Origin of the sequence: Shewanella sp. NKUCC06_TVS, assembly GCF_019345515.1 — a bacterium.
In the GTDB taxonomy this organism is placed as follows: domain Bacteria; phylum Pseudomonadota; class Gammaproteobacteria; order Enterobacterales; family Shewanellaceae; genus Shewanella; species Shewanella oncorhynchi.
The window spans coordinates 98,037-123,181 of record NZ_JAHKQX010000005.1 but is presented as its reverse complement, the minus strand read 5'-3'; the positions used below and the strand labels follow the sequence as shown (position 1 = coordinate 123,181).

At 47.4% G+C, this 25,145-nt stretch carries 21 protein-coding genes, 1 tRNA gene and 2 pseudogenes; 14 read left to right on the top strand and 10 right to left on the bottom strand.

Features of this window, described 5'->3' with window-relative positions; genetic code table 11:
• Window positions 1-28: 28 nt before the first annotated feature.
• Window positions 29-1,144 (bottom strand): alanine dehydrogenase, encoded by a 1,116-nt coding sequence (ald, locus tag KO531_RS07475; protein ID WP_173496917.1) that lies wholly within the window; start codon window positions 1,142-1,144, stop codon window positions 29-31.
• A gap of 179 nt (window positions 1,145-1,323) precedes the next feature.
• On the opposite strand from ald, the gene lrp reads away from it, so the two are divergent.
• The 7 genes from lrp to KO531_RS22540 all read left to right on the top strand — a co-directional run bounded on the left by lrp (window position 1,324) and on the right by KO531_RS22540 (window position 8,773).
• The gene (lrp, locus tag KO531_RS07470) at window positions 1,324-1,830 is read left to right on the top strand and encodes a leucine-responsive transcriptional regulator Lrp (RefSeq protein ID WP_006081649.1); all 507 of its coding nucleotides are present in this window, start codon (window positions 1,324-1,326) and stop codon (window positions 1,828-1,830) included.
• Between the two features lie 341 nt (window positions 1,831-2,171).
• Window positions 2,172-4,937: a DNA translocase FtsK 4TM domain-containing protein gene (locus KO531_RS07465; protein ID WP_219234164.1), complete on the top strand. Its 2,766-nt coding sequence runs from the start codon at window positions 2,172-2,174 to the stop codon at window positions 4,935-4,937.
• Window positions 4,938-4,992: 55 nt separating this feature from the next.
• A complete protein-coding gene (gene lolA, locus KO531_RS07460; protein ID WP_219250791.1) occupies window positions 4,993-5,619 on the top strand; it encodes an outer membrane lipoprotein chaperone LolA in 627 nt (208 codons plus the stop codon).
• 8 nt (window positions 5,620-5,627) lie between these two features.
• Window positions 5,628-6,959: a replication-associated recombination protein A gene (locus tag KO531_RS07455; protein WP_219250790.1), complete on the top strand. Its 1,332-nt coding sequence runs from the start codon at window positions 5,628-5,630 to the stop codon at window positions 6,957-6,959.
• Window positions 6,952-7,326 (top strand): fluoride efflux transporter CrcB, encoded by a 375-nt coding sequence (gene crcB, locus KO531_RS07450; RefSeq protein WP_028759942.1) that lies wholly within the window; start codon window positions 6,952-6,954, stop codon window positions 7,324-7,326. Before KO531_RS07455 ends, crcB begins: the two co-directional genes overlap by 8 nt.
• A gap of 18 nt (window positions 7,327-7,344) precedes the next feature.
• Window positions 7,345-8,631: a serine--tRNA ligase gene (gene serS / locus KO531_RS07445; RefSeq protein ID WP_028759943.1), complete on the top strand. Its 1,287-nt coding sequence runs from the start codon at window positions 7,345-7,347 to the stop codon at window positions 8,629-8,631.
• A 19-nt stretch (window positions 8,632-8,650) separates the two neighbouring features.
• Window positions 8,651-8,773, top strand: a complete 123-nt coding sequence (locus tag KO531_RS22540; RefSeq protein WP_028759944.1) for a hypothetical protein — start codon at window positions 8,651-8,653, stop codon at window positions 8,771-8,773.
• Window positions 8,774-8,872: 99 nt separating this feature from the next.
• On the opposite strand, the gene KO531_RS07440 is transcribed toward KO531_RS22540, so the two are convergent.
• The 6 genes from KO531_RS07440 to punR all read right to left on the bottom strand — a co-directional run bounded on the left by KO531_RS07440 (window position 8,873) and on the right by punR (window position 12,216).
• Window positions 8,873-9,211 (bottom strand): TusE/DsrC/DsvC family sulfur relay protein, encoded by a 339-nt coding sequence (locus tag KO531_RS07440; RefSeq protein WP_219250789.1) that lies wholly within the window; start codon window positions 9,209-9,211, stop codon window positions 8,873-8,875.
• On the bottom strand, window positions 9,205-9,486 hold the full coding sequence (tusB, locus tag KO531_RS07435) for a sulfurtransferase complex subunit TusB (protein WP_173244863.1): 282 nt from the start codon (window positions 9,484-9,486) through the stop codon (window positions 9,205-9,207). Before tusB ends, KO531_RS07440 begins: the two co-directional genes overlap by 7 nt.
• The gene (gene tusC, locus KO531_RS07430; RefSeq protein WP_173496919.1) at window positions 9,486-9,842 is read right to left on the bottom strand and encodes a sulfurtransferase complex subunit TusC; all 357 of its coding nucleotides are present in this window, start codon (window positions 9,840-9,842) and stop codon (window positions 9,486-9,488) included. Before tusC ends, tusB begins: the two co-directional genes overlap by 1 nt.
• 14 nt (window positions 9,843-9,856) lie before the next feature.
• Window positions 9,857-10,246 carry a sulfurtransferase complex subunit TusD gene (gene tusD / locus KO531_RS07425; RefSeq protein ID WP_028759948.1) on the bottom strand — a complete coding sequence of 130 codons (390 nt, stop codon included), beginning with the start codon at window positions 10,244-10,246 and terminating at the stop codon, window positions 9,857-9,859.
• Window positions 10,247-10,315: 69 nt separating this feature from the next.
• The gene (locus KO531_RS07420; RefSeq protein ID WP_028759949.1) at window positions 10,316-10,975 is read right to left on the bottom strand and encodes a Bax inhibitor-1/YccA family protein; all 660 of its coding nucleotides are present in this window, start codon (window positions 10,973-10,975) and stop codon (window positions 10,316-10,318) included.
• Window positions 10,976-11,313: 338 nt separating this feature from the next.
• The gene (gene punR, locus KO531_RS07415) at window positions 11,314-12,216 is read right to left on the bottom strand and encodes a DNA-binding transcriptional activator PunR (RefSeq protein WP_028759950.1); all 903 of its coding nucleotides are present in this window, start codon (window positions 12,214-12,216) and stop codon (window positions 11,314-11,316) included.
• A gap of 115 nt (window positions 12,217-12,331) precedes the next feature.
• Between punR and punC the strand changes: the two genes are divergently transcribed.
• The gene (gene punC / locus KO531_RS07410; RefSeq protein WP_219250788.1) at window positions 12,332-13,603 is read left to right on the top strand and encodes a purine nucleoside transporter PunC; all 1,272 of its coding nucleotides are present in this window, start codon (window positions 12,332-12,334) and stop codon (window positions 13,601-13,603) included.
• Window positions 13,604-13,683: 80 nt separating this feature from the next.
• Window positions 13,684-13,774 (top strand) — tRNA-Ser (locus KO531_RS07405).
• Window positions 13,775-13,967: 193 nt separating this feature from the next.
• Here the strand turns inward: KO531_RS07405 and KO531_RS07400 are convergent.
• The 3 genes and pseudogenes from KO531_RS07400 to KO531_RS07390 all read right to left on the bottom strand — a co-directional run.
• A complete protein-coding gene (locus KO531_RS07400) occupies window positions 13,968-14,531 on the bottom strand; it encodes a hypothetical protein (RefSeq protein WP_219250787.1) in 564 nt (187 codons plus the stop codon).
• Complete coding sequence (locus KO531_RS07395) at window positions 14,528-16,141, bottom strand: MATE family efflux transporter (protein ID WP_219250786.1); 1,614 nt, start codon at window positions 16,139-16,141, stop codon at window positions 14,528-14,530. Before KO531_RS07395 ends, KO531_RS07400 begins: the two co-directional genes overlap by 4 nt.
• A gap of 574 nt (window positions 16,142-16,715) precedes the next feature.
• Window positions 16,716-16,989 (bottom strand): annotated as a pseudogene (locus tag KO531_RS07390) (transposase); the annotation flags it as partial.
• A gap of 160 nt (window positions 16,990-17,149) precedes the next feature.
• On the opposite strand from KO531_RS07390, the gene KO531_RS07385 reads away from it, so the two are divergent.
• From KO531_RS07385 to KO531_RS07365, 5 genes and pseudogenes are all read left to right on the top strand, one after another.
• Window positions 17,150-17,398 (top strand): heavy-metal-associated domain-containing protein, encoded by a 249-nt coding sequence (locus KO531_RS07385; protein WP_173247046.1) that lies wholly within the window; start codon window positions 17,150-17,152, stop codon window positions 17,396-17,398.
• A gap of 275 nt (window positions 17,399-17,673) precedes the next feature.
• Window positions 17,674-18,592 (top strand): annotated as a pseudogene (locus KO531_RS07380) (integrase core domain-containing protein).
• Between the two features lie 691 nt (window positions 18,593-19,283).
• Window positions 19,284-20,453 (top strand): efflux RND transporter periplasmic adaptor subunit, encoded by a 1,170-nt coding sequence (locus KO531_RS07375; protein WP_275956688.1) that lies wholly within the window; start codon window positions 19,284-19,286, stop codon window positions 20,451-20,453.
• On the top strand, window positions 20,450-23,626 hold the full coding sequence (locus KO531_RS07370; protein WP_219250785.1) for an efflux RND transporter permease subunit: 3,177 nt from the start codon (window positions 20,450-20,452) through the stop codon (window positions 23,624-23,626). Before KO531_RS07375 ends, KO531_RS07370 begins: the two co-directional genes overlap by 4 nt.
• Window positions 23,623-25,074: a TolC family protein gene (locus tag KO531_RS07365; protein ID WP_219250784.1), complete on the top strand. Its 1,452-nt coding sequence runs from the start codon at window positions 23,623-23,625 to the stop codon at window positions 25,072-25,074. Before KO531_RS07370 ends, KO531_RS07365 begins: the two co-directional genes overlap by 4 nt.
• Window positions 25,075-25,145 lie beyond the last annotated feature (71 nt).

The following is a 25,145-nucleotide window of genomic DNA, read 5'->3' as shown; positions in this document are numbered from 1 at the left end:
CACATAAAAAGTTAAGTTAATTAAAAACTTATACTAATAGTGTCGCAGGAGATGTGAACGCTAAGTTTAGGGCGTGAGCCACTTCCTTACACACCACTTTACCGTGCATGACGTTTAAGCCATTAAGAAAATGCTTGTCTTGCAACAGCGCTTCTTTATAGCCTAAATTTGCTAACTTGAGAATGTACGGTAAGGTTGCATTATTAAGCGCAAATGTTGAAGTACGAGCGACCGCACCAGGCATATTTGCAACACAGTAATGCACAACATCATCAACGATATAGGTCGGATCTTGGTGAGTAGTGGCATGTGAAGTTTCAACACAACCGCCTTGATCAATCGCCACGTCAACGATAGCGCTGCCAGGCTTCATACGTGAAATCATGCTACGAGTAACCAATTTTGGCGCCGCAGCACCAGGAATTAGTACACCACCGATCACAAGATCGGCCTCAATAACATGACGTTCAATTGCATCCGCAGTTGAGTAAATGGCTTTTACAGCAGAACCGAATTGCACATTTAAACGACGTAGAGCATCAATACTGCGATCAAGCACAACAACATCAGCACCCATACCAACTGCCACTTGTGCTGCATTAGTACCAACCATACCGCCGCCGATAATGACGACTTTAGCAGGCTCAACCCCCGGTACGCCGCCCAATAACATACCGCGGCCACCAGAAGATTTCTCTAACGCCATAGCGCCAGCTTGGATTGACATACGACCAGCGACTTCAGACATAGGAGCAAGCAAAGGCAGGCCACCACGATCGTCTGTCACAGTTTCGTAAGCGATACATACGGCACCACTTTTGATTAAATCTTCAGTTTGCGGTAAATCTGGAGCAAGATGCAGATAAGTAAATAAAATCTGATCGTGACGCAACATAGCGCGTTCAACTGCTTGAGGCTCTTTTACTTTTACAATCATCTGCGCTTCAGCAAAAACTTCAGCAGCAGTCGCTAAAATTGTGGCGCCAGCATCAATATAATCTTGATCTGAAAAACCAATACCTATGCCTGCATTTGTTTCAACAAAAACGTCGTGACCTTTGATCGCCAACTCGCGAACACTAGAAGGAACCATACCGACACGATATTCGTGGTTTTTAATTTCCTTGGGAACACCAATAATCATCTTTGAGCCTCAATTGCCTGAAATCCCACTTTTAATGGGCATAATTGTTATTTTATCGTGACCTGAACGTGATTAATTCAGGGATATCTAGTATAGTATCGGCGACGCAGTTTATGCTGCTGAACTTTCGGCATACGTAGAATAAAATGTTGTTTTAGTGATAAAGCAAGGTTAAATAAATGGCATATAATAAAAAGAGTCCTGTAAAAGACTTGGATCGCATCGATCGCAACATTCTTAATGAACTACAACTTGATGGCCGCATTTCAAATGTGGAATTGTCAAAAAGAGTCGGACTAAGTCCAACTCCGTGTTTAGAAAGAGTAAAACGTCTCGAAAAGCAAGGTTACATCAATGGCTATACCGCATTGGTGAATCCTCATTTCTTGGGTGCATCCCTACTGGTATTCGTGGAAATCACATTAAGCCGTGATACTCCCGAAGTGTTTGATAAGTTTAACCGTGCAGTGCAACTACTCGATGATATTCAAGAATGTCATCTGGTTTCAGGCGATTTTGACTACTTACTGAAAACTCGTGTTTCAGATATGTCGGCTTATCGTCGCTTGTTAGGTGAAACTTTATTGAAATTGCCTTCTGTTTCCGACACGCGTACTTATGTTGTGATGGAAGAAGTTAAGCACACCAGTCGTGTAGCGATAAATCATCTACTCTCAGATATCTAATTACCCTGATTGTTTGGTTTTACAATAAGGGGCTTAGGCCCCTTATTTATCAGTAACGTCGATATATCCATCTCATTTAACGCCTATTGCTATTAGCCTTGTATTGCCCTTAAGTTTGCTAACTTAGGGGCTTCTTTTTGTGGCATTTTTAAACAAATTTGTTAACGGAAGTGTTTGTGTAATAACTCATTCCTCCCCAAAAGCACACTAAAACACCTCAATAGACCAAATTTTGCCAATCATGACCAATTCTGTATAGAAAAACAGGCTAATGTGCTCCACATTTAGTGGGATTCTGGTATCGTTAGCCCACCTGTTTTCACTTTTATGGATTACGTCGTTTGTCTCAAGGAAATAGTGTACGCACGCTCACTGGCCTGCAACGTCTGCTGGAAGGCGGACTCATCATTTGTTGTGTTCTCGCCACTTATATTTTGCTCGCATTGACGAGTTTTAGTCCGTCTGATCCTGGTTGGAGTCAGTCGCATTTTCAAGGCGATATTAAAAACTGGACCGGAGCAGTAGGGGCTTGGATTGCCGATATTCTGTTATATTTCTTCGGCGTTACGGCTTATATCATGCCAATCATTGTCGCATCGACGGGTTGGTTATTGTTCAAGCGCGCCCATCATTTACTTGAAATTGATTACTTTTCAGTGGCCCTGAGATTGATTGGATTTTTACTGATCATTCTGGGATTTTCTGCTTTGGCGAGCATGAATGCCAACAACATCTACGAGTTTTCGGCAGGCGGAGTGGCGGGTGATGTCATAGGCCAAGCCATGTTGCCGTATTTTAATAAACTCGGCACTACCTTATTACTGCTGTGTTTCTTGGGCTCAGGCTTTACGCTGTTGACTGGGATTAGCTGGCTGACTGTGGTCGAGAAAATCGGCTTAGTCTCTATTTGGATTTATAAAAAGTTAAAATTATTGCCGCAGGCGATGAAGCGTGAGCATGAAACCGAGGATACCCGTGGTTTTATGTCCGTGGTGGATAAGTTTAAACAGCGCCGTGAATCCCAATATGTGCTAGAAAAGCCCCCCATAGTTGAAAAGCCTAAGGTGCGTGAGCGTCATATTGGTCGTAGAGCTGAGATAACCCCAACGCTATATGCTGCCACTGATGATATGGTCATTGAACCAGAAGGTATTATTACTGAAACTGAGAATAATTCGTCGCCAAAAAACAAACTATCGGCGCTTGCAAAAATTCTAAGCTTGAATGGCAGTAAAAGTAAGAGTGCACAACGGGTTGAGCCACAAATCGATAATGATGATTTGGCCGCCCATGGCAATTTTGAAGCGCCACCTTGGTTAGCTGAACCTCAGCATTCAAATGCCGATGAGCAAGACAGTGCCGATTTTAATTCGCATTCATTCGATCATGATGACAATGAGCCAGTGTTTAGCAGTCAAGCATTTACAGAAGATGAAGACGATGAAAGTCTCGGTTTTAGCGATGATGACGTCATTGATTTTGATACTAAAGTGTCAACAGGTGCAGTGAATCAAGCGCAGCGTAATAAGCAAGATCAAAAAGCTAAAATTGTCGATGGCATTGTGGTATTGCCAGGACAAGAAGACAAACCCGCACCGAAAAAACCGATGGATCCTCTGCCGAGTATTAACTTGCTCGACATACCTGACCGTAAGAAGAATCCGATCAGTCCAGAGGAATTGGATCAAGTCGCTCGCCTTGTTGAGCTTAAATTGGCCGATTTCAACATCATCGCCAATGTAGTGGGTGTGTATCCAGGTCCTGTGATCACACGCTTTGAATTAGAATTAGCGCCGGGCGTTAAAGCGTCAAAAATCTCTAATCTATCAAAGGATTTAGCTCGTTCATTACTGGCTGAAAGTGTGCGCGTGGTTGAAGTTATTCCGGGTAAGGCTTATGTCGGACTCGAATTGCCCAATAAATTTCGCGAAACCGTGTTTATGCGCGATGTGTTAGATTGTGCCGCCTTTACTGAGAGTAAATCCAACTTAACTATGGTGTTAGGCCAAGATATTGCTGGTGACCCAGTTGTTGTTGATCTTGGTAAAATGCCACATTTATTGGTAGCCGGTACTACAGGCTCTGGTAAGTCTGTGGGTGTAAACGTGATGATCACCAGCTTACTGTATAAGTCTGGCCCAGAAGATGTACGCTTTATCATGATCGACCCCAAAATGTTGGAATTGTCTGTCTATGAAGGCATTCCGCATTTGCTATGTGAAGTCGTGACCGACATGAAAGAAGCTGCCAATGCGCTGCGTTGGTGTGTCGGCGAGATGGAACGTCGCTACAAGCTGATGTCTATGATGGGCGTGCGTAACATCAAGGGCTATAACGCTAAAATTGCCGAAGCGAAAGCCAATGGCGAAGTGATTTTAGATCCTATGTGGAAGTCATCCGACAGCATGGAGCCTGAAGCGCCTGCGTTAGATAAGCTGCCATCGATTGTTGTCGTGGTCGATGAATTTGCTGACATGATGATGATTGTTGGTAAAAAAGTTGAAGAGTTGATTGCCCGTATTGCCCAAAAAGCGCGTGCAGCTGGCATACATTTGATCTTGGCAACCCAAAGACCGTCAGTGGATGTGATCACAGGTTTGATTAAGGCCAACATTCCCACACGTATGGCGTTCCAAGTGTCATCTCGTATCGATTCGCGCACCATTTTAGATCAACAGGGTGCCGAAACCTTGCTTGGTATGGGTGACATGTTATTTTTGCCACCGGGTACCGCGGTACCGAATCGTGTTCATGGTGCGTTCGTTGATGATCATGAAGTTCACCGTGTCGTTGCCGACTGGTGCGCACGTGGCAAACCGCAATATATCGAAGAAATCCTCAACGGTGCCAGTGATGGTGAACAAGTATTATTGCCTGGTGAAACCGCTGAATCAGACGAAGAATACGATCCGTTATACGATGAAGCAGTCGCCTTTGTGACTGAAACTCGTCGCGGCTCGATTTCAAGCGTACAGCGTAAATTTAAGATTGGTTATAACCGTGCAGCCCGCATTATTGAACAGATGGAAGCACAAGGTATTGTTTCTGCTCAAGGCCACAACGGTAACCGTGAAGTCTTAGCGCCGCCAGCACCAAAACATTATTAAGCCGCGCTAAGGCGTAGCTTTGATACACCCAAGGGTTTACAGGGTAAGGAATAAAATGAAAAAACGATTATGCGATGTGTTGTTAGCTTCACCTTTGCTATTTAGCGCGGCTGTGTTTGCCGATGATGCGCAGCAGCTCAGGGAAAAATTGATTGGTACCGCGTCACTAAAAGCCGATTTCAAACAAACCGTAACAGATGTCAATAAAAAGGTTATTCAAACAGGGTCTGGCATTTTTGCCTTAGCGTATCCGAATCAATTTTATTGGCATTTAACCCAGCCCGATGAATCGCAGATTGTCGCTGATGGTAAAGATTTGTGGATCTACAATCCTTTCGCCGAAGAGGTGGTCATCATGGATTTTGCTGAAGCAATCAATGCATCTCCCATCGCATTGCTCGTCCACCGCGACGATGCGACTTGGTCACAGTATTCAGTGTCCAAGAAACAAGATTGCTATGAGATCAAACCTAAGGCGATTGATTCGGGCATATTGTCCGTCAATGTGTGTTTCAAAAATGCCCAGTTAGTCAACTTTAATGTTGCCGATGATAAAGGTAATTTAAGCCTGTTTGATTTAAGCGATCAGCAAGCCATCACAAATAAAGACAAAGCCTTGTTCACCTTTGTGATCCCAGACAGCGTCGATGTTGATGATCAACGTCGTAAAGCAGCGCATTAGGCTATCGCGTGAGCAGTTTATCGTTTAATTTTGCGCCCGATTTTCGTCCCTTGGCCGCGCGCATGCGGCCAAGAACGATTGGCGAGTACATAGGTCAAGCCCATTTACTGGGTGAGGGCCAACCACTACGCAAAGCATTGGAAGCAGGGCGCGCCCATTCCATGATGTTGTGGGGACCGCCGGGCACAGGTAAAACAACCTTAGCCGAATTAATCGCACATTATTCAAATGCTCACGTTGAACGCATTTCAGCGGTAACCTCTGGCGTTAAGGACATTCGCGCCGCGATTGAGCAAGCAAAAGCCGTTGCAGAATCCCGTGGCCAACGTACTCTATTGTTTGTCGATGAAGTCCACCGATTCAATAAGAGTCAGCAGGATGCCTTTCTGCCATTTATTGAAGATGGCACAGTGATCTTTATCGGCGCAACCACAGAAAATCCGTCTTTTGAAATCAACAATGCCTTACTCTCACGGGCAAGGGTCTATCTTATCAAGCGGTTAAGCCATGATGAAATCGCCCATATAGTGACTCAAGCCTTAAAAGATAACGAGCGCGGTTTAGGCCTACGACAATTTGTAATGCCAACCGATGTGCTCACCACATTGGCACAACTTTGTGATGGTGATGCCCGTAAAGCGTTAAATCTTATTGAGTTGATGAGTGATATGCTCATCGACGGTGGCACCTTTACCACTGAAATGTTAATTCAAGTGGCGGGACACCAAGTTGCTGGTTTTGATAAGAACGGTGATCAGTTTTACGATTTAATCTCGGCTGTACATAAATCCATTCGCGGCTCAGCACCCGATGCCGCGTTGTATTGGTTTTGTCGAATATTAGAAGGCGGTGGCGATCCGCTTTACGTGGTAAGGCGCTTACTGGCGATTGCCTCTGAAGATGTGGGCAATGCCGATCCTGCGGCGATGACTATCGCACTGAATGCCTGGGATTGTTTTCACCGTGTTGGCCCCGCAGAAGGTGAGCGAGCAATAGCACAAGCCATTGTTTACCTTGCCAGCGCGCCGAAGAGCAACGCTGTGTATACCGCATTTAAGGCGGCGCGTGAGTTAGCTCGCGAAACAGGGCAAGTCGAAGTACCGCACCATTTACGCAATGCACCGACTCAATTAATGAAAGACATCGGCATGGGTGCAGGGTATCGATATGCCCACGATGAAGCCAATGCCTATGCCAGTGGTGAAAATTATTTCCCCGAATCCCTGCAAACAGCACAGTTTTATTTTCCGACTGAGCGAGGGTTCGAGAAGCGGATCAAAGATAAATTGGCGCAATTAGCCCAGTTAGATCAAGCCAGTGAGAACAAAAGATATGACTAACATCTTATTAGTGGCTTTCGGCGGGTCAATTGGAGCAGTTTTACGCTATCTTATTTCAATATTCATGATCCAAGTATTTGGCAGCAGTTTTCCTTTTGGTACACTGTTGGTTAATGTTATAGGTTCATTTTTTATGGGCGTAATTTACGCTCTGGGGCAAATGAGTCATATCAGCCCTGAACTCAAAGCGCTTATAGGTATCGGTCTATTAGGTGCTTTGACAACGTTTTCGACTTTCTCTAATGAAACCTTGTTGCTGATGCAAGAAGGGGATTGGCTGAAGGCGATTTTGAATGTGGTGTTGAATCTAAGTCTATGTTTATTCATGGTGTACTTAGGTCAACAACTGGTTTTTTCTCGCATTTAACTATTAAGAATATATCACATGTTAGATCCTAAATTTTTGCGCAACGAATTAGAAGTTACCGCTGAGCGACTGGCTACCCGTGGCTTTATTTTAGACATAGCTCATCTCATTCAATTAGAAGAAAAGCGTAAGTCACTGCAAGTGGCTACCGAAGAATTACAAGCGTCGCGTAATGCCATCTCCAAATCTATTGGCCAAGCTAAAGCCCGTGGTGAAGATGTTGACGCGATCATGGCGCAAGTGGGCGATTTAGGTTCACAGTTGGATGCCAAAAAGATTGAACTGGCCGCCGTACTTGAAGAAGTCAATGCCATTGCCATGTCTATGCCTAACCTGCCTGATGAATCAGTACCAATGGGTGCCGATGAAACAGAGAACGTTGAAGTGAGACGTTGGGGTACGCCACGCACTTTTGATTTCCCGATTAAAGATCATATCGATTTAGGCGAAGGCCTAAACGGCTTAGATTTTAAAAATGCCGTTAAAATTACTGGCTCACGTTTCATTGTGATGAAAGGCCAAGTCGCCCGCTTAAACCGCGCTATTGGTCAGTTCATGTTGGACTTACATACCACAGAGCACGGTTATACCGAAGCCTATGTGCCATTACTGGTTAACGAGGCAAGCTTACTCGGCACAGGTCAGCTACCTAAGTTTGGTGAAGACTTATTCCACACTAAACCTGCGACTGAAGAAGGCCAAGGCTTGAGCCTTATCCCAACCGCAGAAGTGCCATTAACGAACTTAGTTCGCGATAGCATTGTTGATGAAGACGAGCTGCCAATAAAGTTAACTGCACATACTGCATGTTTCCGCAGCGAAGCGGGCTCATACGGCAAAGATACCCGTGGTCTGATCCGTCAGCACCAATTCGATAAAGTTGAAATGGTGCAAATTGTTAAGCCTGAAGATTCAATGGCGGCACTTGAAGCGCTGACAGGTCATGCTGAAACTGTATTGCAGCGTTTAGGTTTACCGTATCGAACAGTGATTTTATGTACTGGCGATATGGGCTTTGGCTCAAGCAAAACCTACGACATCGAAGTCTGGTTACCAGCACAAAATACCTATCGTGAGATTTCTTCTTGCTCAAACATGAAGGATTTCCAAGCCCGTCGTATGCAAGCACGTTACCGCGTGAAAGCAGATAATAAGCCTGCGCTATTGCATACGTTAAACGGCTCAGGTTTAGCTGTGGGTCGTACTTTAGTGGCTATTTTAGAAAACTATCAAAATGCTGATGGCAGTATCACAGTCCCTGAAGTTCTGCGTCCTTACATGGGCGGTTTGACTCAAATAGGCTAATGGAACACAAAATAATACTATGGATAAAGGCCAGCGCTATCTCCGTTGGCTTTCCTATACCGCTGTGATTGCAGTATTTTTTGCTGTAATGCTCGCCACCGTAGGCAAAGCCATCTGGGTTGTGTTAGAAAACGTCAAATAACCCTATCAACTTTGTTCAAGTAAAAAGAAAGGCATGTTTCCCAAAGGAACATGCCTTTTTGTTTGTGTCATGTTTACGTGATGACTTAACCCTTTGCCATTAAATACACTTAGCTGGTTTGGGCAGGCCCGCGATTTTCGTTGCTTGTTTCGCAGGTCCAATCGGGAATAGGGTATATAAGTATTTAGAATTGCCTTTGTCTGGTCCTAAGGCTTGGCCAATGGCTTTAACTAATACTCGGATAGCAGGGCTCGTTTTATATTCGAGATAGAAATCTCGAACAAAGTTAATCACTTCCCAATGTGCAGGCGTAAGTGCAATTTGCTCTTCTGCCGCTAACAACAGGGCCATATCGGGTTGCCAATCGTTAAGATTTTTTAAATAACCTTGATGGTCACGGGCGATTTCTGCGCCATTAAATTGCAATGGATTTACCACGTTATCACCTTGTCATGGAGTAATGATTGAGCCACAAACTCATTGTAATCGATAAACATCACGTTCTTTAAACGTTCGGATAGACCACGTGCGATAACATCGTCTTTTAAAACCATCAGCTTGAAGGGTGATAATGCCATTGCCCATTGACGCAGCAGTAACGCGTTAACACCATCACTCGATAATAAAATCGCATCTTCCTTACAGGCGTAACGTAAACAAAGTTTTAGCGCGTTATCTCGACTGGGAGATGTTTGAATATGGTGTAAAATCATTAGAATACTAAGACCTCATCCACTTGGTTTAAATGGGCTGTGATGGCTTCATCGTTGACCACTGTGACTGGGATCGACAGTAAGCCATGGCTTAAGCCGTAATCGGCTAAGGATTGCTTACAGACTAACACAAAGCCAATATCATACAGCGGCAGTGCTTTAAAGGTGGATATGTAATCTTTAGCACCGATAAGCTCAGGCTGTTGCTCTTTAATCAAATGCAACACACCTTCATCCACAAACACTAAACTCACTTCTTGTTCGAAGCTAGCGCTAAGCAGGGCAAGATCTAAACCTTCGCGGCCACGAACAGTACCATGTGGCGAGCAGCGAAATAGAATACACAATTTTTTCATAGTAGCCCTGAGAGTTAAAAACTGATCAAACGATCGGCCGATTCAATACCTGTGATTAGCTCACCTAAACCGCCCATGATAAATGACTCGCCCACATTCCAGTGGCTTAGGCCATTCTCGCTGGCATCTTGCTGACTCACAATGCCACGACGTAGCGCTGCAGAAACGCAATTGACTAACGGGACCTGATGGGATTGCGCCAGCTGTTTCCAGTCACTGATCACATCATTTTCATCGGAGGCGGGTAAGCTTAAATCTGTGGAGTTATACACGCCATCTTGATAAAAAAACACACAGATAATCTGATGCCCAGCTAAAAGTGCAGCTTGGGAGAAGCGTAAGGCATTAACACTCGCCGACGTGCCATAAGCGGGCCCGTTCACTTGGATAATAAATTTGCTCATTTAAAATAAAAATGGCCCTAAAAGTAGGGCCATTCTAACGCAAGTTAAGCTAAAAATCGCTAACTAGGATTAGTCATCGTTGCCTATGCCCATCAGGTGCAACAGTGCGATGAAGAGGTTTAAGAAGTCTAAGTATAACGAGATAGTCGCGCGAATGTAGTTAGTTTCGCCGCCATTGACGATACGGCTAGTATCAAACAGGATAAAACCTGTCATCAGTAACGCCAAGCCTGCGTTAATTGCCATAAAGGCAACACTGTTACCCATAAAAATATTAATCACAGCGGCGGCGATCACCACAATCAAGCCGGCGAACAAGAATCCACGTAGGAAAGAGAAATCTTTCTTCGTGGTCACGGCATAGGCTGATAACGCAACGAAAATCACTGACGTTAACCCCAGTGCTTGCATGATCAGCTGTGGACCGTTTGCCATACCCGCGTAGTGATTGAGCATGTAGCCCAGTGAAGCACCTTCCATACCCGTAAAGGCAAACACCCAGAAGATACCCGCTGCAGACTCGGCTTTACGTAAAGTAACAAACAACAATACTAGGCCACCAATCGATAAACCAATGGAGACTAACGGACTGATATTTAATGCCATTGCTAAACCCGCACACAGGGCAGAGAAGGCCAATGTCATCGATAACAGCATATAAGTGTTTTTAAGAAGTTTGTTCACTTCCAGTGTTGACGCACTCGTCGAATATAAGGTTTCTTGGGTCATGTTGATCTCCGTTGACACATTTCCAAACTGATCATTTTGATTTTTTACAGCACACTAAGTTCCCGTAAAATCCTAAAATGAACTTAACTGGTGCAATGATACCGTACATGAGATACGGGTGAAAGTCATAGAACCATGAATAACAAATTGTTAATCTTCAAAATTTTACTCAATTATTTATTTCAACTTTAACTGCAAAGCAAAAAAATAAGATTCTTGTATCTGCGTCTTCATCCACTATGAAGGTAAAAATTTAGTCTGTACATAAGCAGACGGTACACAATCACATTCAATGCGGATTTCAATGACTAGATCAGCATATTGAGTTTAAACCAAGCTTAAGCCAGCCACTCTTTGTGCAATTTTTCAGTATCGCCAAGATATTCCAGCACCCAAGCGAGTGCAGGCGACATCTTGTCAGCATTCCACGCCAAGCAACAAGGGCTTGTCTGCTTTGGATTTTCCAGTTGTTTTTCAACAAGCGCACCCGCCTTAATAAACACGCTCGCTAAATGCACTGGCATATAACCGACGCCTAAACCTTCGCGGAAACAGTTAATGGCACGGATCCAATCAGGTACGACTAACCTGCGTTGATTCTCTAGCAACCAAGTCATACGTTTTGGAATTTCCCGAGAGGTATCTTCTAAACAAATTGAAGGAAAAGGGCGCAGCTCATCGTCACTTAATGGGCGGTCAATACTGGCCAAGGGATGATTTTTACTAACAAGAAACGCCCACTCAATATCCCCCATGTCTTTATATTGGTAAACGCCACCGACTGGAATTGCGGTTGTCGCACCAATAGCAATATCACTGCGACCCGTGGCGAGCGCTTCCCAAACTCCGTTAAAGACTTCAATTCGAATAATTAATTCAATATCATGGAAGTGTCGATAAAAGTCAGCAATTAATACGCTGATCCTGTCGGCACGGACGATATTATCAAGAGCTATGGATAAGGTAGGTTGCCAACCATTTGCCACGCGCTGAGTGCCACGTTTCATCTCGTCCATCTGCGTGAGCAAAGTTCTGGCTTGCTTCACAAAATGTTCACCCGCAGGGGTTAACGTTACGCTGCGATGATGCCGTTCAAAAAGAATGACGCCGAGTTCTTCTTCTATTTGCTTGACCGCGTAGCTCACGGCAGAGGGCACTTTATGTAGCCGATTCGCCGCCGCGGTGAAACTACCTACACGAGCCACAATATCAATGAGTTCTAGCGCTTGTTCTGAGAGCATAACTGACGTCCATTCCAATGAAAATAATTGATAGCACAAGTCAAAAATAAACGTTTCCAATAAATTTAACAAGTCTTTAGACTGCACACTTTAGTCAATCTGACCCGATTATTTTATGAAAACGTCTAGTAACACCTTTGTAAACATAAAGTTCTTTATGTTTCTATTCTATTTAGCCATGTTGAGCATGCTTGGCTTTATTGCCACTGACATGTATTTGCCTGCTTTCAAAGCAATTGAAGGCTCATTTGACAGCACACCATCACAGGTGGCGATGTCACTGACCTGTTTCCTTGCGGGTCTTGCCTTAGGTCAGCTGCTTTACGGCCCGTTAGTCAATAAAATCGGCAAACGTTGGGCACTGATCTTTGGCCTTGTTTTATTTGCCATTGCTAGCGTGTTTATTGCCAACAGTGATTCTATATTAATGCTCAATACCGCGCGCTTCTTCCAAGCCATTGGCGCCTGTAGCGCTGGGGTTATTTGGCAAGCTATTGTGGTAGAACAATATGATGCCGATAAAGCCCAAGGTATTTTCAGCAACATTATGCCATTGGTTGCATTATCGCCTGCATTAGCACCGATCCTTGGCGCTTATATTCTGAACGAATTAGGCTGGCGTGCAATCTTTATCTCCTTGTGTGTTATCGCTTTTCTGCTGGTATTGATGACCTTGTACTTTGTTCCAGGCAAGAGTCAACATAAACACAGTGAACATGTCGCTGTATCTTATGGGCAAATTTTGAAAAACACCCGCTATTTAGGCAACGTCGTGATCTTCGGTGCCTGTTCCGGTGCTTTCTTTGCCTACTTAACTGTGTGGCCGATTGTGATGGAAATGCACGGTTATCAAGCGACTGAAATTGGGTTAAGTTTTATCCCGCAAACCATCATGTTTATTGTCGGTGGTTATGCGAGTAAGTTACTGATAAAACGCATTGGCGGGCATCAAACACTCAATATCTTGTTGTCGGTTTTCGCAGCCTGCGTTATTTCGATCATCATGTTCACGCTGATTTATCCCGCGAGCACGATTTTCCCACTGCTTATTTCGTTCTCGATTTTAGCGGCGGCCAATGGTGCAATTTACCCAATAGTCGTGAACAGCGCGCTACAGCAGTTTAGTCAGAATGCCGCTAAGGCCGCAGGATTACAGAACTTCTTACAGATCAGCATTGCCTTTGGTGCATCAAGCTTAGTCGCTATGTGGGCAAGTCTTGGTGAAGTGGCGATTGGTTGGGGTATCCTATGTTGCGCTATTTTAGTTGTGGTCGGCTATATACTTAAGAGTCAACAAGAGTGGGGCGACTTTGCCAAACATTTCACTAAGCCAGATCCCGCACGGGTAGGCATAATGTCCGATGTGAAGCAAAATCCAGCGGATTGAGTGTAATAGCAACAATTGGCGCATAATTGAGAGTTAGTGCTTTACAGTCAACAGACTTACTTATATTATGCGCCTCGTTCGGAGGGGTGGCAGAGTGGTTTAATGCACCGGTCTTGAAAACCGGCGTGGGTTTATAGCCCACCCAGGGTTCAAATCCCTGCTCCTCCGCCATATTTAGTCAAAAAGCCGCTAAGCAATTAGCGGCTTTTTGCATTTTAGCTATTTTAGCCTTGCGTTTCTGATCCGAAACGCAGTGTTTCAGCCATATTTCACAAGCAAAGCCATCAGCAATGATGACTTTGCTTGTATTATTAAACTCTAGATTTCCTCATTCAACATGATGCACTAACAATCTCAGCCATCATTACACTTTGGGGAGTTTGTGTTGGATCATGGCAAGAGCAAAGGAATGCCAATCTGCATTAGCATAGCAGCTCACCAGATCTCGGAGTGTTTTCGGTTCGCCAGCGTTATCCACCGGTTGCAAAATTATCCGCAAATTCAGCGTATTGAAGTAATCTCGCCGCTCCACCACGAAAAACTGCTTCTTGTAGGGGAGTAGCAATGTGTCCTCAACTTGCGCATTAAAATCACGCGCGGCTAAATAGCCAGTAAACCAATGATTGAGTAATGTGTCGCATTGCTTAGTGTGGAATAAGCCTCCCCAATCATCCCCGAGTATGGCTTGACCCGATAGGACTCGCTGGCAATGATGAAAATCGATAAACCCTAGCTCACGTGTAATCACTTGTTGGCAATGCTTAAGCTGTAGATCTGAGTGTGATATGCCCAATTTCGCCATTAAGGTCGCGACTCTTTGCTTGGCTAACGGCTCATCCTGCTGACAAGCTTTGAGCAGTTTTTTAGCGCGAACTTTGGTTTCATTTAATGCGATTGCGCTTGAGTCTTTCATCTTGGCTAACTTCATTTTGCATTACCTCCATGACAGACTCGATTTGCTCGTGGTACGTGAATGAAAGGCCAAATACTGATGATCAATAAACTCAAGAGACAAGCTAAGATGTCCGCAATTGGAAAGGCCATCCATAACTCAGTCAAAGCGTTTGGCATGATATTAATGTTTAATGCGCCTGTGATAAATGAAATATCTGTAAAGGATAGTTGAGGTAACAGGACCAGCAGGGGCAGTAACAAACCATAGATTTTTATCCCAGATAATAGCAATGCAAGCTTAGGGCGATTTGTGCCTTGATACACAGCAATCGCAATAGCTGTGATCCCCGCCAAAGGTAGGGTGATAAACGTCACACTCGAGATTTTAATACAGGCTGCAATGAGTGCGGGGGCATCGGTGAACGCGCGAAATACCGAGTTAGGAAAACCCATAAATACGATTGTCACTATACTCAGATAACAGCAGGTCAAGACGATTCCCCATTTAGCACAAGCTAACACCCGAGAAGATGCCATCGCCCCATAGTTATACGCACTGATCGTTTGCGCTGCGCTGGTAAGTGCCATGAGCGGCAGGGCGATAAAGATATTAAAGCGTCCGATCAAACCATAAGCGCTAATCATGTACGCAACCTCATTCGCCGCTGACGTATTGGGCACTACATTGGCTAAATGACTGACTAAAATATGATTTACCGATGAGATCACGCAGGCAATCCCAAGATATGATAATAGTATTGGGCTACCCAGGCCAAGAATCGCTTTTATCTCAGTGAGATTGAGCTTTATCTGCTCCATTCTAAAACAAATAGGCTGGGCAGCTTGCTTATGAAGCGCCTGTTTACTGCCAAAACGGTTATTGGGGACAAAATAGACGGCTGCAATAAATAGACTCACACATTGACCCGCCACCGTTGCCCACGCCGCACCACTCACGCCCATCTCCAAAACAGCAATAAAGAGTGTATCGAACAAGATGTTCATGACCGCCGACAACAAGATAACCAGCAGCATCACCACGACTTTTCCTTGAGCTCTGAGTAAATCGCCGCTAAGAGATAACAAAAAAGTGAATAGACTAAAACAGAGAATGGGTTGTAGATACTCTGTAGCAGCTAAGGCAAGTGTTGAGCTTACCCCAATAAACGCCAATAAATGATCAAGCTGGGCGAGTGACACGATAGTCACTATCAGGCCGCAAGCTAGGGCTAACGCAAAACCAGTGTTCGCGATTTGACTCGCCTTATCAAACTCGTTTGCCCCTAAAAATCGGCTTACTAAGGTCGCAGTACCATTTCCTATCATGCAGGCCAAAGCAAAAATCATCATTTGTAACGGGAAGGCAATCGTCACCCCAGCCAATGCATCGGCACCGATGTATTTCAAAATAAAATAAGAGTCGACTAAGTTGTAGCTGCCGCTGAGCATCATGGCCAATGCCATTGGTAACGCAAAGCGCAAATACAAAGTAGGGATAGCTAACGTACCTAAGGACTCAGTTGACTGAGATCCTGAGTGATATTTCCCGTGGGAGGGTGTTTCGGTGGCTGCCAAGGGTACAATGTCAGAAGGTTCAACATTGATACCGGCGGGTTTGAAAGTGTTAGCGGTTGCATGTTTCACAAACAATTCTCCTAAGTTTATTGGCATTCCGCTAAGCCAAACTTATTTGATTGCTGTGGGTTTGATATGAAATCGATTCGCAACGCTGTTAATTTATCAGAGTGATATCATCTTTTGCGGACAGGCTTCTCTGCAACCTGCCGCGTATTATTCTCATTCCTCCGCCCTATGTCAATCACCAGCTTGTCGTATTTAACGGTGGCATTGAACCACTTCACATGTTAGTAGTAGATGAGCGATAAATTAATTACGTCATCCAACAAGCCACTTAAACCACTTTCTGTACCACAAGCTATCGCAAATTCAGTGCCTAGCGATGATATAAGAGTCCGTTGTACAAATACCTTTTAGTTGCGACACAAGCTGTCGCATCTATGCGTATAATATTAAAAAATAACGAATTGAGGTGCACTATGGATGGTCTAGTTATTGAGTCAATCAGCCTACTGACCTTGCTTGAAGTGGGTGATGTTCCATATACCGATCTGATGTTATGTTGTAGTAAAAAACGTTATTGCTGATTTTACAGCTCGGGGCAGGGGGTTGGCTCGACCTTATTTAACCTGAGATCGGTTTAACTAGCCATAACTGCAATAGCATTAAACTCCCCGTTAGTGAGGTTCAGTTGTGGCTTATTGTCTTTTAATTGATAGGCGATGAGTCCCGCTATCATATTGAGCATAAATCCATGCACGCTGCGGTGTCTGGAGTGCTCTACTTAGGATATATTTTTTGATGGTTTCTATGATGAAACGTCTCGACAGCATCGCTCTATCCCACAACGACATCGCTTTTTCTTTCATATTCTTACGCACGTTTGTCACCAGTGTGACGCCTTTCTCCAGCAAGTACTGAGTAGCTATCAGATTGCAGCACTGGCGACCCTGCTCACATTGTGCCATTTGGGCACAACTGGTACTGGGTAACATCACAGAAAATAAGCCTTGACCTTCTCCCTGTAGCAAGGTGCAGAATTTTAGCTGCCCACTTTAGCAAAGGAGATTTACGATGTTAACGTTAAAAATTACCGATATGACCTGCAACCACTGTTTTGGCTTGATCAATCGTGCAATAAAGGAACTTGACGCCGATGCAGTCGTAACAGCAGATCTTTCCAGCCGTAGTATCAATGTACAAAGCAGCCAATCGCAAGACGAAATACTCGACGCCCTAGAGGAAATTGGATATCCGGCCAAACCTGAGTCAACCTGTTGCAGTGTAGATAGAAGCAGCAAGTCGCAAAATACCGCCAATTGACAGTGCACCTTAGTGGAGGCTTGAGCTGTGTGCAGTGAAAGTTGCATGTACGGTTCTTAGGAGAGCAGCACCTAGTAACAGAGGTGCTGCTTATCCGCCCATAACGAGTTATAAATGGATATAATTTAAGGACAGAGTAATTGAATTTGTTTCCAAAAATGTATATCACCGCCAATATAATGCTCAGACTCTGTATACCACTGCACCTGCTCCGGCCTAATTTTATTTCAGCACTTAATTTTGAGACAGTATGGTCAATAAATTAATAGGTCTATATGAGTCTGAATAAATCACATAAGAGTTATCCGCAGGTGAGGCCATTTAGATGGTGCTAGAGCAAGGTTATAACGTTATTGATGCGGCAATGTCTCTAAGGGTTAGCACTAGTCTGCTTTACAACTGGAAGGAAACATATTAAGCCTTGCAACAAGGTATCACCTTAGCAGAGTCTGAGCGTGATGAGTTGAAGTTATTGTGTGTGTAAAACAAAGAATTACGCATCATCAAACAGCAATCTAACCTATTACCTATAGCAGTGTTATGCCGAGTAATGAGTGTGAGTAAGTCAGGCTATTACTATGGGCATAAATGCCCAGCAAGCGTGATAAGTCTTGAAACACTGAAGCAATATCGCCTTGTTCGACAACTATTAAAGCAAAGTCGTGGCGGCATAGGAAATCGTGAAATGGTGAAGAAATTGCGTAAAGAAGGCTACTAGGTTGGTCACTATCTCGTTCGTAAAATTATGTACCACCTTCGACTCAAAGCAACCTAGCGACGAGATTACAAGGTGACGACATAGCGAAAACACGCTGATGCTGTGGCTAATAACTTGTTAAATATTAACTTTAACCCAAAATTCGCTAATTAGATTTGGGCAGGTGACATGGCCTATTTAAAGACAGGTGAGGGCTGGGTGACCGATGCTAACTGTATACCAGCAAGTAATTCGGTAGGTTGCTATCGAGCTATGATATCCGAGTCAGTATGGGGGATGTAGGTGCGTGTTGGGATAATGCCTTCGTTGAGCGTTTCTTTGGTAGCTTAAAACACGATTGGATTTTTAATATTGCTCAATCAACAAGAGAGTTTTTGAAGCTAGATGTGACTGCTTAAATGAAATATTAGAACTTGGAGCGACGTCATTTTGCTAATGGTGAACTGTTAACTGTAGAGTTCAAAAATTCTCAATGAAAATTGTCTAATATGGATTGAACAGTACACTGAACGCTCACAGACAGAAGTAAATCTAATGCAATTAAGGCAATGGCACTCATGCGCTAGCCCTGATCAAACACCTGAGTAATCACCACGAATTTAATCATAGTATCAACTCTTCTTTATTTTGATTACTGCTCAGTCTGACACTTAAGGCCAGAACATCATTTCCTTATTTCAGCCTGTATCTGCTTAGTTCTAAGCTCTAAGTTTGCGAGCTTACATTCCTCATACCCAAGTAGTCGAACGGTAAAACTCGCCAGTGTTTAATGCTGTTTGCTTGGAACTGCAATCAGGCCATTTCTGCTGTCAGCCCTAACATGAATGCAACCAGTAGGCTAAAGCTGCCAGCAGTAATAACACTTCCAATCGCTCTCATTTGTAAGTGCAGTGGTCGTAGCAGCCAAGGCCGTATGTCTGGCTTTTTTGTCGAGGAAGTTTTCTTCTATCTGCATGTGCATGCCTTAACACTTGGCGATTTTCGTTGCTGATAATGACTTTGAGCATGATTTTTCGTCATCAGAGTTAGACTTCGCTGCGTCTCGCAAGGCCTCCTTACTAATCAAAAAAACACTTGACCTTCTAAGCGTAGTAAGCCGGATAAATACAGTAGGAGCTACCTCGGCTCAGCAAAACTAACTGTCGACTGCTATCGAGAAAGGAAAAAATGATGAAGGTCAAACGCATAACCATAACCACTGTGGCGCTAAGCGTTGCACTCGCTATCGCAGGATGCAAGGAGGCGATGCCCTCTGTCGGTCCCGCAAAGCCACCAAGCGTTCCGGTGGCCGAAGTGATAGTTCGTCCGGTGACGCCATTTGTCGAACTCACAGGTTCGCTGACCGCGGTCAAGCGGGTTGAGCTGCGCCCGAGGGTTGCTGGCTACATTCAGAACGTAAGCCTACCCGAGGGACGCTTCGTCGAAAAGGGCAGCGAGCTCTTTCTCATTGATCCTCGGGTGTTCCAAGCCGCGCTGAACGCCGCGACGGCGCACCTGCGCCAGGCTGAAGCGGCATCGATACTTGCCCAAACGGAATATGCACGAGCCGAACAGCTATTTGCCCAAAAGATCGTTGCTCGTGATCGCTTCGACATCGCAACCGCCTCTATGAATGCAAGCAAAGCACAGGTCGACGCCGCAAAGGCAGCGGTGGATGCCGCACAATTGGATCTGAGTTTCGCACGTGTCACGGCGCCGATCAGTGGACGTGTCGGCCAAGCCCTCGTTACAGAAGGCAACTACGTCTTCAGCGGCGAGACGCCACTCACGACTATTGTTTCTATCGATCCCATCCACGTCTATTTCGATGTAGACGAACGCACTTATTTGCGATCGCTCGCCGCAGGCCGAGACCACACTACCACGCATGGTGCACAGGCGGAAAAGGTCATGGTGGCACTGCTCACCGACAAGACGTATTCGAGGCCAGGCCGTGTCGACTTCCTCTCCAACACCAGCGATCGTGGGACGGGAACAGTGCGTATCCGCGCCGTTGTCAACAACCCCGATGGGCATTTGACGCCCGGTCTTTTTGCCAAGGTCAAACTAGAGACCGGAGCGCCGCAAGCTAGGGTTCTGGTTTCCGATCATTCGATTGGTACCGATCAAGGTAGCCACTATGTGCTCGTTGTCGGCAAAGACGACAAGACGGAATACCGGCCCGTCGAGCTGGGTCCGGTGGTCGAGGGTTTGCGCGTGATCGAACAAGGTCTACAGCCCGGCGAGCACATCGTTGTCAAGGGGCAGGTAGGCCCTGGCATGCAGGTCACGCCACAGTCCGCTGCGATTGACGGTACACCTATTGCGGTGTCACAAACCTCGGGAGCCGTACAATGACATTCCCACGTTTCTTCATCGATCGCCCGATTTTTGCCATCGTCCTTTCAGTTTTGATGGTGCTCGCTGGCATCGTTGCTTTCTTCCAATTGCCGCTCAGCGAGTATCCGACCGTGACGCCGCCGACGGTTCAGGTGACCGCTTCCTACCCGGGCGCCAATCCCAAGGTGATTGCTGAAACGGTAGCCGCGCCACTCGAGCAGGCGATCACCGGGGTCGAGGGCATGCTATACATGTCGTCACAATCAGCCACTGACGGCCGAATGATCCTGACCGTCACGTTTGCGCAAGGGACGAATGCCGATATGGCACAGATCCAGGTGCAAAACCGAGTCTCCCGAGCGCTGCCGCGTTTGCCGGAGGAGGTGCAGCGCCAAGGCGTCGTCACGCAGAAGACTTCGCCGGACATCCTGATGGTGGTTCACCTGTTATCGCCAGACAAACGCTACGACCCTCTCTATATTTCGAACTACGCTTACCTCCAGGTGCGCGATGATCTGTCCCGTATCCCGGGAATCAGCGACGTTCTGGTTTGGGGAGCTGGTGAATATAGTATGCGGCTCTGGCTCGATCCGAGCCTGATCGCCGCACGAGGGCTGACAGCGGGCGATGTGATTGCCGCTGTGCGCGAGCAGAACGTACAGGTAGCAGCTGGCTCCGTCGGTCAGGCTCCCAATTCCAGTGCCGCGTTCCAAGTGACAGTGAACACGCTCGGGCGGTTAACTGATGAAGAGCAGTTCGGCGACATCATCATTCGTACAGGCGGCGACGGCCAGGTGACGCGCTTGCGCGATGTCGCCCGCATTGAGATGGGGGCCGATACCTACGCATTGCGCAGTCTGCTTGACGGTGAACCTGCCGTCGCGCTGCAAATCATCCAGAGTCCGGGCGCTAACGCACTCGACGTTGCGCAGGCGGTGCGTACAACCATGCAGCGGCTTGAAGGCAACTTTCCGGAAGGACTCAGCTCGCGCATCGCGTATGACCCGACGGTGTTTGTCCGTGCCTCGCTGGAGTCGGTGGTAACCACCTTGTTGGAGGCGATTCTTCTTGTCGTTATCGTGGTGGTGCTGTTCCTGCGCAACTGGCGTGCTTCGCTCATACCCCTTATAGCGGTGCCAGTGTCGCTGATCGGCACCTTTGCCGTCATGCATCTGATGGGCTTCTCACTGAACACGTTGTCGTTGTTTGGCCTGGTGCTTTCAATCGGGATCGTCGTCGATGACGCGATCGTAGTGGTTGAGAATGTCGAACGTCACATCGAAAATGGTGAGGAACCCATGCAGGCCGCGCGGCTTGCCATGGACGAAGTCACCGGTCCTATTATCGCGATCACCTCGGTACTTGCCGCCGTTTTCATTCCGACCGCTTTTCTAAGCGGCTTACAGGGTGAGTTCTATCGACAGTTTGCGCTCACGATTGCGATTTCAACCATTCTGTCGGCAGTTAATTCACTCACGCTCAGCCCTGCGCTCGCAGGACTCTTGTTGCGCCCGCGCCAAGCGGCAATAGTGCGAGTTCCGCGCAGTCTGCGTGGCCGCGCCGAACAGTTGTTTCGGACACTAGGCCAGCCGTTCCAGCATGCACCTGACGCTTATGGCAACACGGTGCGCAAGGTCGTGCGGATTAGCGGCGTGGCGCTTCTGGTTTACGCCGGACTCCTTGCATTAACCTTCTTCGGATTCAAGGCCGTCCCGCCCGGCTTCGTGCCCATGCAGGACAAATATTATCTTGTCGCAATCGCCCAGCTGCCAAACGCCTCGTCACTGGACCGCACCGACGCAGTCGTCAAACAGATGTCGAAGATCGCGCTGACCGAATCAGGTGTCGAAAGTGTCGTTGCGTTTCCCGGCCTTTCTATCAATGGTTTCGTCAACGTGCCAAATGCCGCGGTAATATTCATCATGCTCGACCCGTTTAAAGATCGCACGACACCCGATCTCAGCGCGATGGCGATTGCGGGGCGCTTGCAAGCCCAATTTGCCAGCATCCCCGATGGTTTCCTCGGCGTGTTCCCGCCACCACCGGTGCCTGGCCTTGGCGCGACGGGTGGATTTAAGATGCAGGTCGAGGACCGCAGCGGTGCCGGGCTCGCAGCTCTGGTGCAGCAGACCCAGATCCTGATGACAAAAGCTACCGAGTCAGGTGAGGTGGCTGGACTTATGACCAGTCTTGACATCAATGCGCCGCAGTTAGATGTCACCATCGATCGCACTCAGGTTATGAGCCAGGGGGTTCGTCTGGCGGATGTGTTCGAGTCGCTTCAGGTCTATCTCGGATCTCTATATATCAACGACTTCAACCGCTTCGGTCGAACCTATAAGGTGACGGCCCAAGCCGATGCAGACCACCGCATGCAAGCCGAATCTATCGGCCGCCTGCAGGTGCGCAACGCGGCCGGAGATATGCTGCCGTTGTCCTCCTTTGTCACTGTGACGCCAAGTGCCGGCCCAGAACGCGTAATGCACTACAATGGTTACCCTACGGCCGACATCTCGGGCGGTGCGATGGCTGGCGTCAGCTCGGGGCAGGCTGTTGCGGTCATGGAACGATTAGCCAAGGAGGTTTTGCCTGAAGGCATGAGCTTCGAATGGACTGATCTTACCTACCAGCAAAAACTGGCTGGCGATTCTGCGCTGTTCATTTTCCCATTGTGCGTGCTGCTCGCTTATCTCATCCTCGCCGCGCAATACAACAGCTGGCTGCTGCCTCTGGCGGTTCTGCTGATCGTGCCGATGTGTCTTTTGAGCGCGATTACCGGTGTCTGGCTGGCTGGGGGCGACAACAACGTCTTTGTGCAGATTGGGCTTATCGTGCTCGTCGGTTTGGCGGCCAAAAACGCAATATTGATCGTCGAGTTTGCACGCAGCCTCGAAGCTGCAGGAACAAGTGCGCTGGAGGCGGTCGTTGAGGCTTGTCGATTGCGGTTGCGGCCTATTGTGATGACCTCATTGGCATTTATTGCTGGCGTCGTACCGTTGATATTGGCAAGCGGTGCTGGGGCCGAAATGCGTCAGGCTATGGGGATTGCGGTCTTCGCAGGTATGCTCGGCGTGACATTGTTCGGATTATTCTTGACGCCGGTTTTTTATGTAGTGATACGTGGCTTGGAGGCTCACTTCGAGCGGCACAGTTCAAGTGCTAAGCCGCACATTGAGGAGAGCATGTCATGAGAAGTCCATACCAAGCAGTTCTGTTACCCCTGAGTGCGCTAATCTTGACTGGATGCGCGGCGGTGGGCCCAAACTACTCACTACCTTCATCGCAGTTTCCGGCCAGTTTCAGTGAGCCTCCCGCCGGTCTTGGAACAGGGGCCGTTGAGGTGAAGTGGTGGGGCACCTTCGACGATCCAGCTCTGAACATCATGATCCAGCTGGCGCTCGCGGCGAACCATGACATAGGTATCGCTGTCGTTCGGCTCGAAGAGGCAAAGGCCATGTTGGGTGAGAGCCGTCAGGGCTTCCTGCCGAGCGGTGGCGCTGAGCTTGGTTATGAGAACCGTCGCCGGAGTGAGGTCGAGACGCCCCATAGTCAGTCGCGTCAGATAGAAACCTATCGCGGCGCGGTAGACGCTTCCTGGGAAATCGATCTTTTTGGCCGTGTGCGGCGATCGGTGGAGGCCGCTCAGGCGCAAGCAGGCTCCCGCGAGGCTCTGCTGCGTGGTGTGCAGGCGGTGGCTGCCACTTGGTTCGAGCTACGCGGTATCGAGGCCGAACTAGCTGTAGCCGCCGACATCAGCCAAAGCCAGCGCGAAAGCCTGAGCCTGGTCGAACGTCTCGTGCACGCCGGTTCTGCCAGCGAATTCGACCAGCTCCGTGCCGAGGCCTTGTTGCACCATGTCGAGGTGGCCGTGCCCGAACTGGAGCGCCACCGTGCGGCCTCCAGCAATGCACTGGCCATCCTTCTTGGCGAAACGCCCCTGACGTTTAGACCACCCGCTGTAACGCCTGCGCGTGAAGCGCTTGCAGTTCGAACAATCGCCGTGGGCGATCCCGCAGCACTCCTTTCTCGGCGTGCTGATATTGCGGCGGCTGAACGGACTCTCGCTGCGGCGACCGCTCGGATTGGGGTCGAGACGGCTGGTTTCTACCCCGAGATCCAAGTGCATGGTTCAATCGGGCTTGTTGCTGGAAGTCTCGATGAAGTAAATGGCTCCGGAGTGTTGTCCAGCTTCCTCGGCCCGGTCATTCGCTGGTCTCTTTTCGATACTGGGCGCGTGCGTGCCCGCATCGCCGCCAGCGAGGCACGTACCCAAGAGGCGTTGATCGTCTACGACCAGACCGTGTTGCGCGCACTGCAGGAAACCGATGATGCCTTCAAAGCCTATGGCGCCGCGGGTAGCACGCTTGAGCTGCGTCTGCTTGAGTCAGCTGCAAATCGCGAGGCGGCTCGTCTTGCCCGTGTGCGGTTCTCAGCAGGTGAAGGCATCTACCTTGATGTGCTCGAAGCCGAACGGTCCGACTTTGCAAGCCGGCGTGCGCTGGCAATCGCTCGCACCCACCAACAGCTTGCCGTTGTCAGCATCTACAAGGCGCTGGGTGGCGGCTGGGAGATCTGCGCGCAGGCGGAGCAGGACTGCAGTGGCGCCGACGGCATTTCGAACGGACGCGTCGTGAAATAAATCACACATAGGACTTGACCTTCCCATGGTTGGAAGCATTAAGCTTTTTTTAACTCAACATTTAAGGAGTA